This window comes from Streptomyces griseoluteus, from assembly GCF_004784465.1.
Taxonomy (GTDB): domain Bacteria; phylum Actinomycetota; class Actinomycetes; order Streptomycetales; family Streptomycetaceae; genus Streptomyces; species Streptomyces griseoluteus.
The window spans coordinates 310,090-325,383 of sequence record NZ_SRRU01000005.1 but is presented as its reverse complement, the minus strand read 5'-3'; the positions used below and the strand labels follow the sequence as shown (position 1 = coordinate 325,383).

Annotated in this window: 14 protein-coding genes; 6 read left to right on the top strand and 8 right to left on the bottom strand. The window is 70.2% G+C overall.

The window, feature by feature from the left end:
* The first annotated feature begins 50 nt into the window (after positions 1 to 50).
* Both E5082_RS16170 and E5082_RS16165 read left to right on the top strand, forming a co-directional pair.
* On the top strand, positions 51 to 965 hold the full coding sequence (locus E5082_RS16170; RefSeq protein ID WP_135791942.1) for a hypothetical protein: 915 nt from the start codon (positions 51 to 53) through the stop codon (positions 963 to 965).
* A 169-nt stretch (positions 966 to 1,134) separates the two neighbouring features.
* On the top strand, positions 1,135 to 1,959 hold the full coding sequence (locus E5082_RS16165) for a hypothetical protein (protein ID WP_135791941.1): 825 nt from the start codon (positions 1,135 to 1,137) through the stop codon (positions 1,957 to 1,959).
* A 3-nt stretch (positions 1,960 to 1,962) separates the two neighbouring features.
* On the opposite strand, the gene E5082_RS16160 is transcribed toward E5082_RS16165, so the two are convergent.
* The 3 genes from E5082_RS16160 to E5082_RS16150 all read right to left on the bottom strand — a co-directional run bounded on the left by E5082_RS16160 (position 1,963) and on the right by E5082_RS16150 (position 7,257).
* Complete coding sequence (locus E5082_RS16160) at positions 1,963 to 4,365, bottom strand: HAD-IC family P-type ATPase (protein ID WP_135791940.1); 2,403 nt, start codon at positions 4,363 to 4,365, stop codon at positions 1,963 to 1,965.
* Positions 4,366 to 4,489: 124 nt separating this feature from the next.
* The gene (locus E5082_RS16155; protein WP_373310071.1) at positions 4,490 to 6,775 is read right to left on the bottom strand and encodes a GH92 family glycosyl hydrolase; all 2,286 of its coding nucleotides are present in this window, start codon (positions 6,773 to 6,775) and stop codon (positions 4,490 to 4,492) included.
* Positions 6,776 to 6,987: 212 nt separating this feature from the next.
* Positions 6,988 to 7,257 carry a DUF2530 domain-containing protein gene (locus E5082_RS16150; protein ID WP_135791938.1) on the bottom strand — a complete coding sequence of 90 codons (270 nt, stop codon included), beginning with the start codon at positions 7,255 to 7,257 and terminating at the stop codon, positions 6,988 to 6,990.
* 192 nt (positions 7,258 to 7,449) lie between these two features.
* On the opposite strand from E5082_RS16150, the gene E5082_RS16145 reads away from it, so the two are divergent.
* Positions 7,450 to 8,901 carry an NCS2 family permease gene (locus E5082_RS16145; RefSeq protein ID WP_135791937.1) on the top strand — a complete coding sequence of 484 codons (1,452 nt, stop codon included), beginning with the start codon at positions 7,450 to 7,452 and terminating at the stop codon, positions 8,899 to 8,901.
* Between the two features lie 39 nt (positions 8,902 to 8,940).
* Here E5082_RS16145 and E5082_RS16140 read toward each other — a convergent pair whose 3' ends face one another.
* The gene (locus E5082_RS16140) at positions 8,941 to 9,123 is read right to left on the bottom strand and encodes a ribbon-helix-helix protein, CopG family (protein ID WP_086694930.1); all 183 of its coding nucleotides are present in this window, start codon (positions 9,121 to 9,123) and stop codon (positions 8,941 to 8,943) included.
* Between the two features lie 153 nt (positions 9,124 to 9,276).
* Between E5082_RS16140 and E5082_RS16135 the strand changes: the two genes are divergently transcribed.
* Both E5082_RS16135 and E5082_RS16130 read left to right on the top strand, forming a co-directional pair.
* Positions 9,277 to 9,714, top strand: a complete 438-nt coding sequence (locus E5082_RS16135; protein ID WP_030804715.1) for a MarR family winged helix-turn-helix transcriptional regulator — start codon at positions 9,277 to 9,279, stop codon at positions 9,712 to 9,714.
* Between the two features lie 100 nt (positions 9,715 to 9,814).
* Positions 9,815 to 11,083: an MFS transporter gene (locus E5082_RS16130; RefSeq protein ID WP_135791936.1), complete on the top strand. Its 1,269-nt coding sequence runs from the start codon at positions 9,815 to 9,817 to the stop codon at positions 11,081 to 11,083.
* Between the two features lie 195 nt (positions 11,084 to 11,278).
* Here the strand turns inward: E5082_RS16130 and E5082_RS16125 are convergent, their stop codons facing one another.
* A complete protein-coding gene (locus tag E5082_RS16125) occupies positions 11,279 to 12,058 on the bottom strand; it encodes an inositol monophosphatase family protein (RefSeq protein ID WP_229918921.1) in 780 nt (259 codons plus the stop codon).
* 35 nt (positions 12,059 to 12,093) lie between these two features.
* On the opposite strand from E5082_RS16125, the gene thpR reads away from it, so the two are divergent.
* Positions 12,094 to 12,666 (top strand): RNA 2',3'-cyclic phosphodiesterase, encoded by a 573-nt coding sequence (gene thpR / locus E5082_RS16120; RefSeq protein WP_135791934.1) that lies wholly within the window; start codon positions 12,094 to 12,096, stop codon positions 12,664 to 12,666.
* Positions 12,667 to 12,823: 157 nt separating this feature from the next.
* On the opposite strand, the gene E5082_RS16115 is transcribed toward thpR, so the two are convergent.
* The 3 genes from E5082_RS16115 to E5082_RS16105 form a co-directional block, all read right to left on the bottom strand.
* Positions 12,824 to 13,813, bottom strand: a complete 990-nt coding sequence (locus tag E5082_RS16115; protein WP_135791933.1) for an aldo/keto reductase — start codon at positions 13,811 to 13,813, stop codon at positions 12,824 to 12,826.
* 48 nt (positions 13,814 to 13,861) lie between these two features.
* Positions 13,862 to 14,440, bottom strand: coding sequence for a Uma2 family endonuclease (locus tag E5082_RS16110; RefSeq protein ID WP_135791932.1), 579 nt, complete (start codon positions 14,438 to 14,440; stop codon positions 13,862 to 13,864).
* Between the two features lie 94 nt (positions 14,441 to 14,534).
* Positions 14,535 to 15,209, bottom strand: a complete 675-nt coding sequence (locus tag E5082_RS16105; protein ID WP_135791931.1) for a GDSL-type esterase/lipase family protein — start codon at positions 15,207 to 15,209, stop codon at positions 14,535 to 14,537.
* Positions 15,210 to 15,294: the final 85 nt, after the last annotated feature.

Here is a 15,294-nt window from a genome sequence, read left to right as displayed (position 1 = left end):
TTCCTCGGGACGCGGTGACCACCGGGGCCCCACAACACAGGGGAACGCACATGCGTATTCGCGCCTCAGTGGCCGCCGTGACCGGCGCCCTGGCCCTCTCCGCCTTCGCCGTCCCGGCCGCACACGCCGACGGCGCCGCCTCCGCGTACCGCACGGAGGCCGTGAAGATCGTCAAGGGGGCGCACGCCGCCGCCGGCAAGCAGGGCGTCAAGGGTGTCCGCGGTGGCACGCCGTACGACCTGAACGTCACCTTCTCGCAGTTCAAGGTGGCCAAGGCCGTCAAGGTCGGCACCACCAACCACGTCGCCACCACGGTCACCTACACGCTGACCCATGGCGCGGACGTCGACATCACGGCCGACGACTTCCTCAACGGCCCGTACCTCTACAAGGGTTCGTTCGACACCCCGGACAACATGCTGTTCGGTGACCTGCCCGCCACCTGCAAGGTGGTCACGGACACCACGGCGAAGTGCACCGGCAAGATCGACATCTACCCGGCCGACGGCGAGCTGTGGAACTCCGACGCCGGTGGCTGGAAGGGCGGCGCGCTCGCCATCGCCTACAACGGCCAGGACGAGGAGAACCCGGACCTCTCCAAGGTCGGCCTCGCCGACAAGGGCGGCCTCGGCTCCACCCTGCTCCAGCGGTACTCCCGCCAGACGGTCAACGCCTCCCCGGAGCCCGTGAAGAAGGGCAGGACCATCACGGTCACCGGCGCCCTGACCCGCGCCAACTGGGAGGACAACAAGTACCACGGCTACACCAAGCAGCCCGTCAAGCTGCAGTTCAAGAAGAAGGGCGCCAGCGCCTACACGACGCTGAAGACCGTCACGACGGACTCCAAGGGCAACCTGAAGACCACCGTCAAGGCGTCCGCCGACGGCTACTTCCGCTACAGCTTCGCGGGCACCTCGACCACCCCGGCGATCGACTCGACCGCCGACTTCGTCGACGTGAAGTAATCCGGCAGTAGCGCGCGAGAGGTGAGCGGGCGGGGTCCTTGACCAGGCAATGAGTATGCAAATTCCGGTCAAGAAACGCCCCGCCCGTACAACCAGCAGAACCCCTCACGGATCTGATCACCCGAGTCGACCGACTCACCGATCACTTCTCCCCCAGAGGGAACCGCACATGCGCATACGTGCCACCGTGGCTGCCGTCACCGGCGCCCTGGCTCTTTCGGCCTTCGCCGCTCCGGCCGCGCACGCCGCACCGGCCACGCCGTACACGATGAACGTCAGCTTCTCGAACCTGAAGATCGCCTCGTCGATCAAGGTCGGCACCACCAACAAGGTCAGCGCGACCTACTCGTACACGCTGACCCATGGCAGCGACGTCAACGCGACCGCGGCCGACTTCTACAGCGACGCCTACCTCTACCGGGGCTCGCTGGACGACCCGACCGCCACGGTCGAGGGCGACGACTTCGCCACCTGCAAGGTCGTCACGAGCACCACGCTCACCTGCACCGGCACCGTCGACATCTACCCGGCCGAGGGCGAGCTGACCTCCTCCGACGCCGGCAAGTGGTCGGTGGCCGCCGAGGCGACGGCCTTCAACGGGCAGAACCCCTCCAGCCCCGACTACAGCAAGGTCGGCTTCAAGGACGCGGGCGGCCTGGCCACCACCAGCCTGCTGCGCTACTCGAAGCTCACCACCAACGCCTCCCCGGAGCCGGTCGCGAAGGGCAAGACCATCACGGTCACCGGCGCCCTGACCCGCGCGAGCTGGGACTACAACAAGTACTACGGCTACGGGGCGCAGTCGGTGAAGCTGCAGTTCGCCAAGAAGGGCTCCACCACCTACACCACGCTGAAGACCGTCACGACGGACTACTACGGCAAGCTGAAGACCACCGTCACCGCCTCGGTCGACGGCTCCTACCGCTACGTCTACGCGGGCGTCTCCACCACGGCCGCCGTCACCTCCGCGGCCGACGCGGTGGACGTGCAGTAACCCTCACACCGGGAAGCGGCGGCCGACCCATCTCCACACGAGTTCCAGGGCGGCCGCCGCCACCACCGCCACTCCGACCGCCGTCCACGGCATGACGTTGCCGACCAGGCGCAGGGCGAAGAAGTCCTGGAGCCAGGGGACGGTCAGGACGAAGAGGAAGGCGACGCCCATCGCGGCCACCAGGGCCAGCCGCCACCAGGTGTAGGGGCGGGCGACGATGGCGAGGACCCACATCGATATCAGGAACAGGGTCAGGGTGGCCGCGCTGGTCTCGGCGGACAGCGCGCCCGCGCCCGTGTAGTGGTGCCGGGCCAGCAGATACGTCACGAAGGTCCCCACCCCGGCCAGCAGCCCGCCCGGTACCGAGTACCGCATCACCCGGCGCACGAAGTGCGGCCGCGCCCGCTCCTTGTTCGGGGCCAGCGCCAGGAAGAACGCCGGGACGCCGATGGTGAGCGTGGACAGCAGCGTCAGATGCCGGGGCAGGAACGGGTACTCCACCTGCCAGCACACCACCAGCAGCGCCAGCAGCACCGAGTACACCGTCTTCACCAGGAACAGCGTCGCCACCCGCGTGATGTTGCCGATCACCCGGCGGCCCTCCGCGACCACCGAGGGCAGCGTGGCGAAGCTGTTGTTCAGCAGCACGATCTGCGCCACCGCGCGCGTGGCCTCCGAGCCCGAGCCCATCGAGACGCCGATGTCGGCGTCCTTCAGGGCCAGTACGTCGTTCACCCCGTCGCCGGTCATCGCCACGGTGCGGCCCTCGGACTGGAGCGCGCCGACCATCTCCCGCTTCTGCTGCGGGGTGACCCGCCCGAACACCGTGGCCCGGTCCACCGCCTTGGCCAGGCCGGCCGGGTCGGCGGGCAGCCGCCGCGCGTCCACCGCCTTGCCGGACAGCCCCAGCTTGTGCGCGACCGCGCCGACCGACACCGCGTTGTCCCCGGAGATCACCTTGGCTTGGACGTCCTGGTCGGCGAAGTACCGCAGGGTCTCCGCCGCGTCCGGGCGCAGCCGTTGCTCCAGCACCACCAGGGCCACGGGCCGGGCCCCGCGCGCCGGATCGGGACCGTCCAGGTCACCGGCGGCGCGGGCCAGCAGCAGCACCCGCAGCCCCTGTTCGTTCAGCCGGCCGGTCTCCGCCAGCACGGGGTCGTCGGGGGCGAGCAGAACATCCGGCGCGCCCAGCAGCCACCCGGTGACCTTGCCGTCGCCCTCCTCGAACGCGGCCCCGCTGTACTTGCGGGCCGAGGAGAACGGCAGCGTGCTCACCGGGCGCCGTGCGTCCCCGTGGCCGTCCGGATAGGCGTCGATGATGGCCTGGAGCGAGGCGTTGGGACGCGGATCGGACGCCCCGAGCGCGGCCAGCACCTCCCGCACCCGGCCCTCGTCCGCCCCGTTCAGCGGTTTCAGACCGGTCACGTCCATGCCGCCCTCGGTGAGCGTGCCGGTCTTGTCCAGGCAGACGGTGTCCACGCGGGCCAGGCCCTCGATCGCGGGCAGCTCCTGCACCAGGCACTGCTTGCGCCCCAGCCGGATCACCCCGATGGCGAAGGCCACCGAGGTCAGCAGCACCAGCCCCTCCGGGACCATCGGGATGATCCCGCCGATGGTCCGGGCCACCGAGCCCTTGAAGTCGTTGCTCTTCACCACGAGCTGGGTGACGACCAGGCCGAGTGCGGCCGGGACCATCATCCAGGTCACGTACTTCAGGATCGTGGAGATGCCGGAGCGCAGCTCGGAGTGGACCAGCGTGAACCGGGACGCCTCCTCGGCCAGTTGGGCCGCGTACGCCTCCCGGCCCACCCGGGTCGCCTGGAAGGCCCCGCCGCCCGCGACCACGAAGCTGCCCGACATCACCTGCTCGCCGGGGTGCTTGACCACCGGGTCGGCCTCGCCGGTCAGCAGGGACTCGTCCACCTCCAGACCGTCGGCCTCGGCGCACACCCCGTCCACCACGATCTTGTCGCCGGGCCCGATCTCCACCAGGTCGTCCAGCACGATCCGGCTGGTCGGCACCCGCACCGCTCTGCCGTCCCGGCGCACGGTCGGCCGGGCCTCCCCGATCACCGCCAGCGAGTCCAGCGTCTTCTTCGCCCGCCACTCCTGCACGATCCCGATCCCGGTGTTGGCGAGGATCACGAACCCGAACAGGCTGTCCTGGATCGGCGCGACGAACAGCGTCACCACCCACAGCACACCGATGATCGCGTTGAACCGGGTGAACACGTTCGCCCGCACGATCTCGCCCAGCGAGCGGCTGCTGCGCACCGGGACGTCGTTGACCTCCCCCCGTGCCACCCGCTCCGCGACCTGTGCGCGGGTCAGGCCCGCCGGCCCCGTGGTGGGCGGCGCGACCGGGTGCACGGGGTCCAGTCCGGCACCCGCGTCGATATGCGTCATGCATCCGACGTTACGTGCGGAATCCCCGCTTCACCTGCCGGGCGGCCCGATCTCCGGGTAACGCCAGGGGCGCCCCCCACACGTCTCGGGGGCGCCCCTGATCGGGCCTGGAGCAGGCCCCGGATCAGCCCAGCGCGGGCGGCCCCGCGTCGGCCCCGGTGCCCCACGAAGAGGGCGTCGACCCGACCGTGAAGGACAGCGAACGGTGCGTCCGCAGCGCCCCGGTGGTCAGATACGTCCGCCCGTACGCGGCGCCGTCCAGCCGCGCCGCCTGTACGTACCGGGTGTCCGCCGAGGTGCCGGGCGCGGTGATGGTGAGCGCGCCGTGCGGGTAGTACCGGCGGTCCAGCGTCAGGTCGACCCGGTCGAACACCGGGGTGGACAGGCCCCAGGTGTCGTAGCCGGGCTGGACCGGGAAGACGCCGATGGACGACAGCACGTTCCAGGCGGACATCGTGCCCAGGTCGTCGTTTCCGGTCATTCCGGTCGGCCCGTCCGTGAACAGGGTCAGCGCCGCGTGCACCACGTCCGTCGTCTTCCACGGCTGCCCGGTGGACAGGTAGGTGTAGGGCGCGATCAGGTCGGGCTCGTTCTGCGGGTTGTACTTGTCCGCGTTGTAGTAGTCGTACGGCCCGTTCACCCACACCTCGCGGGCCGTCTTCGCCGGGTCCTCGGTCAACTGGCCGTAGGCGAAGAAGGAGTCGAGCCGGTCGTTGGCCGCCTGCTTGCCGCCGACCAGGTCCACCATGCCGGGCAGGTCCTGCGGCACGAGCCACTGGTACTGCCAGGACGTGCCCTCGTGGAAGCCCTCGCTCTTCGCGGGGTCGGCGGGTCCGGTGAAGGCGCCGGAGGCGTCACGGGCCCGGAAGAAGCCGGTCGAGGGGTCGAAGATCTTCCGGTAGTTCTGCGCCCGCGCCGCATACCGGTCCGCGTCGGCGCGGTGCCCGAGGTCACGGGCCATCCGGGACAGCATCGCGTCCGAGAGCGCGTACTCCAGCGTGGCCGACGCCCCGTGGTCGTAGTCCGAGTCACCGGGCTTGGCGTGCGGGCGGTTCTTCACATAGGGGGCGAAGCCGTCGGCGAGGTACTCCCGGTTGGCCTCCCGGCCCACGGCCGGCGAGTCGGCGGGCGGCACGCCGTCCGCGTTCTTCTTCAGCGCCCTGTAGGCCCGCTCCTCCCAGCCGTGCAGCAGGCCCTGCTGATAGGCGTTGGTCAGGAACGGCGTGACCGGGTCGCCGGTCATGATGTTGGTCTCGACCGTGCCGTAGCCCCACTTGGGCAGCCAGCCGCTCTCCTCGTCGATCCGGATCACCGAGATCGCCATGTCCCGCGCCTCACGCGGCGCGAGCAGCGAGAGCAGCTGGGACTGGGTGCGGTAGGTGTCCCACAGCGACCAGTTCTGGTAGTAGGTGAAGCCCCGGGTGCGGTGGATCTTCTGGTCCCAGCCGGTGTAGCGGCCGTCCGTGTCGCTGCCGATGTTCGGCGCCAGGAACGACCGGTACAGCGAGGAGTAGAAGGTCCGGCGCAGCGTGTCGCTCCCGCCGTGCGCCCGTACGTCGTCCAGCCGGTCCTCCCAGGCCCGCTGGGCCGCGCCGCGCACCGCGTCGAAGGACCGGCCGCCCTCGGCGCGCAGATTGCCGAGCGCGCCCCGCGCGTCCACGTAGGACAGCGCGGTGGTGGCCTCGACCGTGCGGTCCTTGCGGGTGTCGAACCGCAGATACGCGCCGTCCGCCCCGGTCTTCGCGCCGTCGGTGACCGTGGACCCGGTCCAGGTGCCGTGGGCGGTGAAGGGGCGGTCGAAGCGGGTGACCGTGTAGAGCGTGTAGGGGACCGTGTCCTGGCAGAAGCCGCGGCCGGTGAGCCTGGTGCGCACGGTGTGGTCGTCCAGGATCTCGACCTCGGTGGCGACCTTGGTGTGCAGCGACTGGCCCGCGTTGAGCAGGACGTTGGCCTTGTCGGTGGCCGGGAAGGTGTAGCGCTGCACACCGGTGCGGGCGGTCGCGGTCAGCTCGGCCTCGATGCCGGAGTCCAGACCGACGCGGTAGTAGCCGGGGCTCGCGGACTCGTCGTCGTGGCTGAACCTCGCGGCGTACTTCGCGTAGTCGGTGGTGGTGACGTCGCCCGTGGTGGGCAGCACCGGGAGGTCACCGCCGAGGCCGCAGCCGACACCGGAGAGGTGGACCATGGAGAAGCCCCGGATATGGTCCTGGGCGTAGTCGTAGCCGGTGTTGTGCCCGGTGTCGGGGGAGAGCTGCACCATGCCGAACGGCACCGCCGCGCCGGGGTAGGTGTTGCCCTCGTTCTGGGTGCCGATGAACGGATTGACGAGGTCGGTCAGCCGGGTCGGCGGGTCGGCCTGCGCGTGGGCAGGGGTGGCCAGCAGCGCGGTCGCCGCCAGTGTCCCCGCCATGAGGCGGCCGATATGCCGTGTCCATGTCATGCAGAAACCTCTGAGGTGGTGGGCCGGACGTGCTCAGGGGCGGTTCAAGGCAACGTTGTCAGCGCGCGAAAACAACGTTGTCATCGGACAGCAGTGGGCATGACAACACGGAATCCGCATTCCGTCCAGGGGTCCCGCACGACCCGGAGGTCAGTCGATCGGGAGGTCACTCGACGCGGAGGTCACTCGGCGGGGACGGTCTCCCGCTCGGCGGCCGCCCGCTTGATCGCGGCGTCCCGCCCGCGCACGTACCAGATGCCGATCAGGCCGAGACCGGCCCCGGCCAGACAGGTCCACAGCCACCACAGATGGCCGTGGTCCTCGAACCAGCCGTAGAAGGGGAGCTGGACCAGGAAGAGGACGAACCACACGATCGTGCCGCCGGTGATGGTGGCGACCACGGGCCCCTCCAGGGGCTCCGGCGCTTCGTGCTTGGGGGTCCACTTCGTCATGGGCACAGCTTACGAGGCGCCACACCACGCCCGGCAGCCCGCTGCCGCACGGACATTCGGTGAATATCTACGCGCGGAGATAGCGATCTAGGCTTCATACGTTCATACTGAAGCGGTTTGTCTTTGACTGTTTCTGTTCGTACGAAACTCCAAAAGGGCTCGGGGGAACCCTGAATGGTGAAGAGGACTCGCATGACCACCTCGGCCACGGCCCAGGCTCCTACCCCCGAACAGCCGGGCGGTAAGCCCTCCTCCGGCGCCGTCGACCGCTACTTCAAGATCTCCGAGCGCGGCAGCTCCGTCGCGCGGGAGATCCGGGGCGGTTTCGCCACGTTCTTCGCGATGGCGTACATCATCGTCCTGAACCCGATCATCCTCGGCAGCGCCAAGGACATGTACGGGCACCACCTGGACAACGGCCAGCTCGTCACGGCCACGGCGGTCACCGCCGCCTTCACCACCCTGCTGATGGGCGTGATCGGCAACGTCCCGATCGCGCTGGCGGCCGGGCTCGGCGTCAACACGGTCGTCGCGCTCCAGCTCGCGCCGCGCATGTCGTGGCCGGACGCGATGGGCATGGTGGTGCTCGCCGGCTTCGTGGTGATGCTGCTGGTCGCCACCGGTCTGCGTGAGCGCGTGATGAACGCGGTGCCCTACGGGCTGCGCAAGGCCATCGCCATCGGTATCGGCCTGTTCATCATGCTGATCGGCCTGGTCGACTCCGGCTTCGTCACCCGTATCCCGGACATCGCCCAGACCACCGTCCCGCTCCAGCTCGGCACGGGCGGTCACCTCACCGGCTGGCCGGTGCTGGTCTTCGTGCTGGGCGTGCTGCTCACGCTCGCGCTGATCGTCCGCAAGGTGCCGGGCGCGATCCTGATCTCCATCGTGACGATGACCGTGCTCGCGGTGATCATCGACCTGGTCGCCAAGGTGCCGTCCTGGGGCCTGACCACCCCGAAGTGGCCGGGCAACCCGGTCGCCACGCCGGACTTCGGTCTGATCGGCCAGGTCAGCCTGTTCGGCGGCTTCGCCAAGGTCGGTGTGCTGACCGGCGTCCTCTTCGTCTTCACCGTCCTGCTGTCCTGCTTCTTCGACGCCATGGGCACGATCATGGGTGTCAGCGACGAGGCCAAGCTGACCGACGCCCAGGGCCAGATGCCGGGCATCAACAAGGTCCTGCTGATCGACGGCCTCGCCGTCGCGGCGGGCGGCGCCAGCTCCTCCTCGGCCACCACCTGCTTCGTGGAGTCCACCGCGGGCGTCGGCGAGGGCGCCCGTACGGGTCTCGCCAACGTCGTCACCGGCGCCCTCTTCGGTGTCGCGCTGTTCCTCACCCCGGTCGCAACCATGGTGCCGTCCCAGGCCGCCACGCCCGCGCTGCTCGCGGTGGGCTTCCTGATCCTGGCGGGCTCGATCCGGGAGATCGACTGGGACGACTTCACCATCGCCATCCCGGCCTTCGTGACCATGGTGATGATGCCGTTCACCTACTCGATCACCAACGGCATCGGCATGGGCTTCATCACCTTCGTGGTGCTCCGCCTGGCCGCCGGGCGCGCCCGGGAGATCCCGGTGGCGATGTACCTGGTCGCGGCCGTCTTCGGCTTCTACTACCTGATGCCGGCCCTCGGTCTGACCTGACCGGGGCACGGCTGAGTTTCCTGCGGGGTCACATGAGTCTCATGTGACCCCGTAGAACTTCTCGGTCTCGTCGACGGCGGTCTGGAACCGCTCGTCGAAGTCGTCCCTGACGAGCGTGCGGATCACATAGTCCTGCACGCTCATTCCTCTCTTCGCCGCGCGTTCCCGGAGCCTCTCTAGCAGCTCCCCGTCCATCCGCAGGCTGAGCACACTGGTCCCCATGCGTACGAGGGTCGCCACATCCCGCCACCCGATGGGTCACTTTTCGGAACCGACTCACTCGTACGGGTGATGGTTGGACACAGTGGCGGACATCACGAGCCGTGTCGTGCGGGGTGATGTTCCTTAGTGAGAGTAATGAGTTAGGCTAAAGACATGTCGGACCTCACCCACGGCGACGACGTGGCCGCCGTGAACTCCCTCCGCTCCGCCGTGATGCGGCTGTCCCGTCGACTCAAGCACCAGCGCGTCGACGAGTCGCTGAGCCCCACCGAGATGTCGGTCCTGGGCACGCTGTCCAACTGCGGACAGGCCACTCCGGGCGAGCTGGCGCGCAAGGAGCACGTCCAGCCGCCCTCGATGACCCGCATCGTCGCGCTTCTGGAGGCCAAGGGCCTGGTCCGGCTCGAGCCGCATCCCGAGGACCGGCGCCAGAAGGTCGTCACCCGGACCGAGCAGGCCGAGGCGATGCTCGTCGAGAGCCGCCGCAAACGCAACGCGTTCCTGGCCGGCCTGGTCGAGGGCCTCGACGAGGACGAGTGGGCCACCCTGCGCGCCGCCGCCCCCGTCCTGGAGAAGCTCGCGCAACTGTAGCCACGGCATCGCTTCAGGAGGCGACCTTTTGAGTACGGGACCCGGAGCAGCTTCCGTCCCCGCACCGGCAACCACTACCCGGGCCACCGGCAGAACCTCGATGTTCAGCTCGCTGAAGGTCCGGAACTACCGGCTGTTCTTCGCCGGTCAGGTCGTCTCCAACACCGGCACCTGGATGCAGCGCATCGCCCAGGACTGGCTGGTGTTGAGCCTCACCGGCTCCTCGGCGGCCGTCGGCATCACCACCGCGCTCCAGTTCCTGCCGATGCTGCTCTTCGGCCTGTACGGCGGTGTCCTCGTCGACCGGCTGCCCAAGCGGCCCGCGCTGCTGTTCACCCAGTCCGCGATGGCCCTCACCGGCCTCGCGCTGGCCGCCCTCACCCTCTCCGGACACGTCCAGGTCTGGCACGTGTACGTCGCCGCCTTCGCGGTCGGTCTCGCCACGGTCGTGGACAACCCGGCCCGGCAGTCCTTCGTCTCCGAGATGGTCGGCCCCGGCCAGCTCCAGAACGCGGTCAGCCTGAATTCGGCCAACTTCCAGTCCGCCCGGCTGGTCGGTCCGGCCGTCGCCGGTCTGATGATCACCGGGGTGGGCACCGGGTGGGCGTTCCTCGCCAACGGGCTGTCCTTCGTCGCGCCCATCACCGGGCTGCTGCTGATGCGCACCCGTGAGCTGCACTCCGTCGACCGCGCCCCGCGCGGCAAGGGCCAGCTCCGGGAGGGGCTGCGGCATGTCGCCGGGCGGCCGGAGCTGATCTGGCCCATCGTGCTCGTCGGGTTCATCGGCACCTTCGGCTTCAACTTCCCCGTCTGGCTCACCGCCTTCGCCGACGACGTGTTCCACGCCGGCGCCGGTGCGTACAGCCTGTTCAACACCCTGATGGCCGTCGGCTCCCTGATCGGCGCCCTGCTCGCGGCGCGGCGCGGTACGGCCCGGTTCCGGGTGCTGGTCGCGGCCGCGCTGGCCTTCGGCACGGTGGAGATCGTCGCCGCGCTGGCGCCCTCCTACTGGCTGTTCGCCCTCCTGATGGTCCCCATCGGCGCCTTCGGCCTCACGGTCAACGTCACCGCCAACACCGCCGTCCAGATGTCCACCGACCCGGCCATGCGGGGCCGCGTGATGTCCCTCTTCATGATGGTCTTCATGGGCGGTACCCCGCTCGGCGCCCCCCTCGTCGGCTGGGTCACCGACACGTACGGCGCCCGCTTCGGCTTCGTCGCGGGCGGCGTGGTGTCGGCCGCGGCGGCCGCCGTCATCGGCCTGTTCCTGGCCCGCGAGGGCGACCTCCGACTCCGGCTCACCTGGCACCGGGGGCCGCATCTGCGGTTCGTGCCCAGGGGGACCGAGGAGCTGACGCCGGCGGCGTGAGGTCCGAGGGCGTGACCTGGCCGGGTTCGTCGGGTCGGCCGCGTCCCGGCCTCGGGTGCCGCCTCTGTCGGTCGTGCCGCGCGGCGGCGACGCGCCGATGCCGGGCGGTCTGGGGAGGCTGCGGCGGGCGGACGGTCCGCCGCGGTGCGTGCCGCGCGGGAGCGGGGAGCTGACTTCGGTCGGGTGAGGTGGCGGTCAGGACTCGTCGCGGAGCATCGCCATCAACAGGCTGTGGGTGTCCGCGTCCGCGGCTGCCACCAGGCCTCGGGTGTCCTGGCCCAGTGGTGCGCCGTCGAGGCCCGTGACCACGCAGCCCGCAGCCCGGCACAGGGTGATTCCGGCGGCGAAGTGGACGCTGTCGGAGAGGTGCGTGCCGTCGGTGACGTACGCGGCTCGGCGGCCTGCTGCCACCCAGGTCAGGGCCAGGGTCGTGGAGACCACTCGGGGGCGGAAGCGCGCCATGAACACCGGGTGCGCCAGCAGGGCCGTGGCGCGGAAGCCGGGGGCGCTCGGGAAGGGCGGGTCCAGGTTGACGTCCACCAGGGCGGTCGCCGCCGTGGGGCGCAGCGGGGTGTCGGTGCCCTCGTGGTGGAGCCAGGCCGTCTTGCCGTCGGTGCGGAAGACCTCGCCGGTGAAGGGGTCCGCCACGGCTGCGGGGCCGTCGCGCAGGGCCACGTTGACGGCGACGAGCATGTTGCCGACGGCGTAGTTGAGGGTGCCGCACAGGGGGTCGACGAGCCAGAGGCGCCCGGTGTCGGTGGCGCCCTGCCGGCCGCCCTCCTCGCCGAGTACCGCGTCGTGGGGCCAGGCCGCCCGGATGACGTCCAGGATGGCCCGCTCGGCCGCCACGTCGGCGGCCGTGGCGAAGTCCCCGGCGCCCTTGTCGATCCGGGCCAGATCCTTGCCGTAGCCCTCGCGCACCACTCCGGCGCCGGCCAGGGCGGCCGCTGTCGCTGTCTCGACGTCGTCGGTCACGATGCGGCAGCGTACCCGTCTGGGATCGTGTGGGGATGAGACTCTTCGCCGCCGTCCTTCCGCCCCCGGGTGCCGTGGAGGAACTGGGCCGGGAGGTGCGGGCGCTGCGGCGGCTGGCCGGGGCCGACGCGCTGCGGTGGACCCAGCCGGACGGCTGGCACTTCACGCTCGCCTTCTACGGCGAGGTCCCTGAGGAGACCGTGCCCGAGCTGGAACGCCGGCTGGAGCGCGCGGCCGCACGGAGCACACCGTTCCCGCTGGCCCTCGCCGGAGGCGGCAGCTTCGGCCGGGGCAGGGCACTGTGGGCCGGAGCCTCCGGAGACCTCACCGCCCTGGGCAGACTCGCCGGACGGGCCCAGGCGGCCGGACGCCGGGCCGGGGTGGGCGGCGAGGAGCACCGCCACTACCGGGCGCATCTCACACTGGCCCGGGGCAGGGGCGACACCGAACTGCGGCCCTACGCCGACGCCCTCACCGAATTCGCCGGTACCGCCTGGACGGTGGGCGAACTGGTCCTCGTCCGCAGCCACCTGCCGGCCTCCGGCGTGCCCGGCGAGCAGCCCCGGTACTCCCCGGTCGCCCGCTGGGCACTGGGCGCGGCCCGTTAGGCTCGTCGTCGTGGAACCGAAAATCCGGAACCGGATCATGGCCGGTGCGCTCGTCCTGATGCTGGTGGTCGTCGCCGTGGCGGCGGCCGTCCACTGACGGCTGCCGCCCAAGGCCGCTCCGCGGGGAACCCCGTACGGAGCGGCCTTTCGCTTGCCGCTACCAGGCGAACGCCTCCGGGGCGGGGCCCGGGCCGGGGAAGATCTCGTCCAGGCCGGTCAGCAGCTCCTCGCTCAGCTCCAGCTCCACCGCGCGCAGCGCCGAGTCGAGCTGCTCCCGGGTGCGCGGGCCGACGATCGGGCCGGTGACGCCGGGCCGGGTCAGCAGCCAGGCGAGTGCGACCTCGCCGGGCTCCAGGCCGTGCTTGGCGAGCAGTTCCTCGTACGCCTCGATCCGGTTGCGCGTGGCCGTGTCCGCGAGGGCCTCGGCCGCGCGGCCGGAGGCGCGGCGCCCGCGCTCGGCCTCCTTGCGGATGACCCCGCCCAGCAGACCGCCCTGCAGCGGCGACCAGGGGATGACGCCGAGCCCGTAGTCCTGGGCGGCCGGGATGACCTCCATCTCGGCGCGGCGCTCGGCGAGGTTGTACAGGCACTGTTCGCTGACCAGACCGAGGGTCCCCCGGCGCAGGGCCGTCTCGTTGGCCTGGGCGATCTTGTAGCCGGGGAAGTTGGAGGAACCGGCATAGAGGATCTTGCCCTGGGTGACCAGGACGTCGACCGCCTGCCAGATCTCCTCGAACGGGGTGTTCCGGTCGACGTGGTGGAACTGGTAGATGTCGATGTAGTCGGTCTGCAGCCGCTTCAGGCTGGCGTCCACCGCGCGGCGGATGTTCAGCGCGGAGAGCTTGTCGTAGTTGGGCCAGGCGTCGCCTTCTGCGCCCATGTTCCCGTAAACCTTGGTGGCCAGGACGGTTTTCTCCCGCCGCTCGCCGCCCTTCGCGAACCAGCTTCCGATGATCTCCTCGGTACGGCCCTTGTTCTCGCCCCAGCCGTACACGTTCGCGGTGTCGAAGTAGTTGATGCCCGCGTCCAGCGCCGCGTCCATGATCGCGTGGCTGTCCGCCTCGTCGGTCTGCGGTCCGAAGTTCATGGTCCCCAGCACCAGCCGGCTGACCTTCAGTCCCGTACGTCCAAGCTGCGTGTACCTCATGCCCCCCTAGCCAACGTCTTGGAGCGCGCTCTAGGCAAGCGGTGGGGGTCAGTCGCGCGGGAAGTCGTGGGTTTTGAGGACGAGGTCGACTGTCGTGCCGGTGAGGTCGATGTCGCCGCCGAACCTCACCTCGAGGGCACGGACATACTCGCCGTCCTTGGGGTCGGTGTAGACGTGGCACCGCCCTTGGTAGGGGTCCGCGATGAGGTAGACGGGGACCTCTGCGACGGCGTAAGCGGTCCTCTTGGGGCCGTAGTCGTTCGCGGCCGTGCCCTGGGAGATGACTTCGGAGACGAACTGGACATCCTGGTGGCGCCAGTGCCCCGTCTCGTCCGGCTCCGCCGAGTCCTTGAGCATGGCGACATCCGGGCAGAAGCCGTTCTGGTGGCCGGGGAAATCGATGCGGACGTCCGAGAACACCATGACGTCCGGTCCGAACCTGTTCTCCAGGGCCCGCACGACCCGACGGATGATCTGCCAATGCGTGTTCCGCTGCGGCACCATGTGGAAGCAGCCCCCGACGATCTCGGCCCGGAATCCTTCGGGGACGGGCATCAGCTCGAACCACTCGTCCAAGCGTGCGGTGTCGCTCTCGGCCATCGCGGTCCTGTCGTCGAGGACGGTCATCGTGGCGCTCCTCCCCGGCTGCCCACTTGTGCGCAGCCGCGCGGTTCAACGATACGCACCGTCACCGGGAGACGCCGGAACCCGGTCGGTCCGTTCAAGCCACGTACGGCTCCCCCAGCCCCCACGCCTCGTGCATCGCCCCCGCGAACGCCCCCGCGATCCGGTGCTCGCCGCCGGCGTTGGGGTGCGTGCCGTCGTACGTGTCCGTGTGGATGTCCCAGCCCTCCGGCGCCGAGGCCAGCAGCAGCGGGGACCGGGGTTCGTCCAGGTCGGCGGTCGTCTTGGCGAGGAGCGTGTTGAAGAGGTCGACCTGTTCGGCGAAGGGGCCGTCCTCCTGGGCGCGTATGTTCGGGATGACCGGCAGCAGCACCATCCGTACGCGCGGACGCGCCTCACGGGCCGCGGCCACGAACGCTCGCACGTTGTCGACCGTCTGCTCCGCGTTGGTGTAGAAACCCAGGTCGATCAGCCCCAGAGAGACCAGCAGCACGTCGGCCCGGTGCGCCCGCACCGCCTCCCCGATCAGCGGAGCCATGTGCTGCCAGCCCTCGCCCCACCCGGCGAGATGGGCGCGCGGGAAGTCGGGATCGGCGTACTCGTAGGAGTCGGGCTCCCCGGTGGCCTGGTCGTACAGCGTCTCGCGGGGACCGACGATCTGGAACGGGCCGCCGTATGTGCCCCGCAGGTGCTGCCACAGCCGGTAACGCCACGTGTGTTCGCCCGCGCTCCCGATCGTCATGGAGTCACCTACGGGCATGAACCTGAGCATCCGCTCATGATGGCGGATCCCGGCACAGGCCCGCACCCGGGGCCGATGTGAGGCCCACCACCCCACTGAACGTCCGCGCCAGGTG

Bases quoted from the DNA above. Each gene is read 5' to 3' on its own strand.
- E5082_RS16145 (WP_135791937.1), top strand. From the start codon at position 7,450: ATGACCACCTCGGCCACGGCCCAGGCTCCTACCCCCGAACAGCCGGGC.
- thpR (WP_135791934.1), top strand. From the start codon at position 12,094: ATGAGACTCTTCGCCGCCGTCCTTCCGCCCCCGGGTGCCGTGGAGGAA.
- E5082_RS16130 (WP_135791936.1), top strand. From the start codon at position 9,815: ATGTTCAGCTCGCTGAAGGTCCGGAACTACCGGCTGTTCTTCGCCGGT.
- E5082_RS16110 (WP_135791932.1), bottom strand. From the start codon at position 14,440: ATGACCGTCCTCGACGACAGGACCGCGATGGCCGAGAGCGACACCGCA.
- E5082_RS16115 (WP_135791933.1), bottom strand. From the start codon at position 13,813: ATGAGGTACACGCAGCTTGGACGTACGGGACTGAAGGTCAGCCGGCTG.
- E5082_RS16140 (WP_086694930.1), bottom strand. From the start codon at position 9,123: ATGGGGACCAGTGTGCTCAGCCTGCGGATGGACGGGGAGCTGCTAGAG.
- E5082_RS16150 (WP_135791938.1), bottom strand. From the start codon at position 7,257: ATGACGAAGTGGACCCCCAAGCACGAAGCGCCGGAGCCCCTGGAGGGG.
- E5082_RS16155 (WP_373310071.1), bottom strand. From the start codon at position 6,775: ATGGCGGGGACACTGGCGGCGACCGCGCTGCTGGCCACCCCTGCCCAC.
- E5082_RS16135 (WP_030804715.1), top strand. From the start codon at position 9,277: ATGTCGGACCTCACCCACGGCGACGACGTGGCCGCCGTGAACTCCCTC.
- E5082_RS16165 (WP_135791941.1), top strand. From the start codon at position 1,135: ATGCGCATACGTGCCACCGTGGCTGCCGTCACCGGCGCCCTGGCTCTT.
- E5082_RS16105 (WP_135791931.1), bottom strand. From the start codon at position 15,209: ATGCTCAGGTTCATGCCCGTAGGTGACTCCATGACGATCGGGAGCGCG.
- E5082_RS16160 (WP_135791940.1), bottom strand. From the start codon at position 4,365: ATGACGCATATCGACGCGGGTGCCGGACTGGACCCCGTGCACCCGGTC.
- E5082_RS16170 (WP_135791942.1), top strand. From the start codon at position 51: ATGCGTATTCGCGCCTCAGTGGCCGCCGTGACCGGCGCCCTGGCCCTC.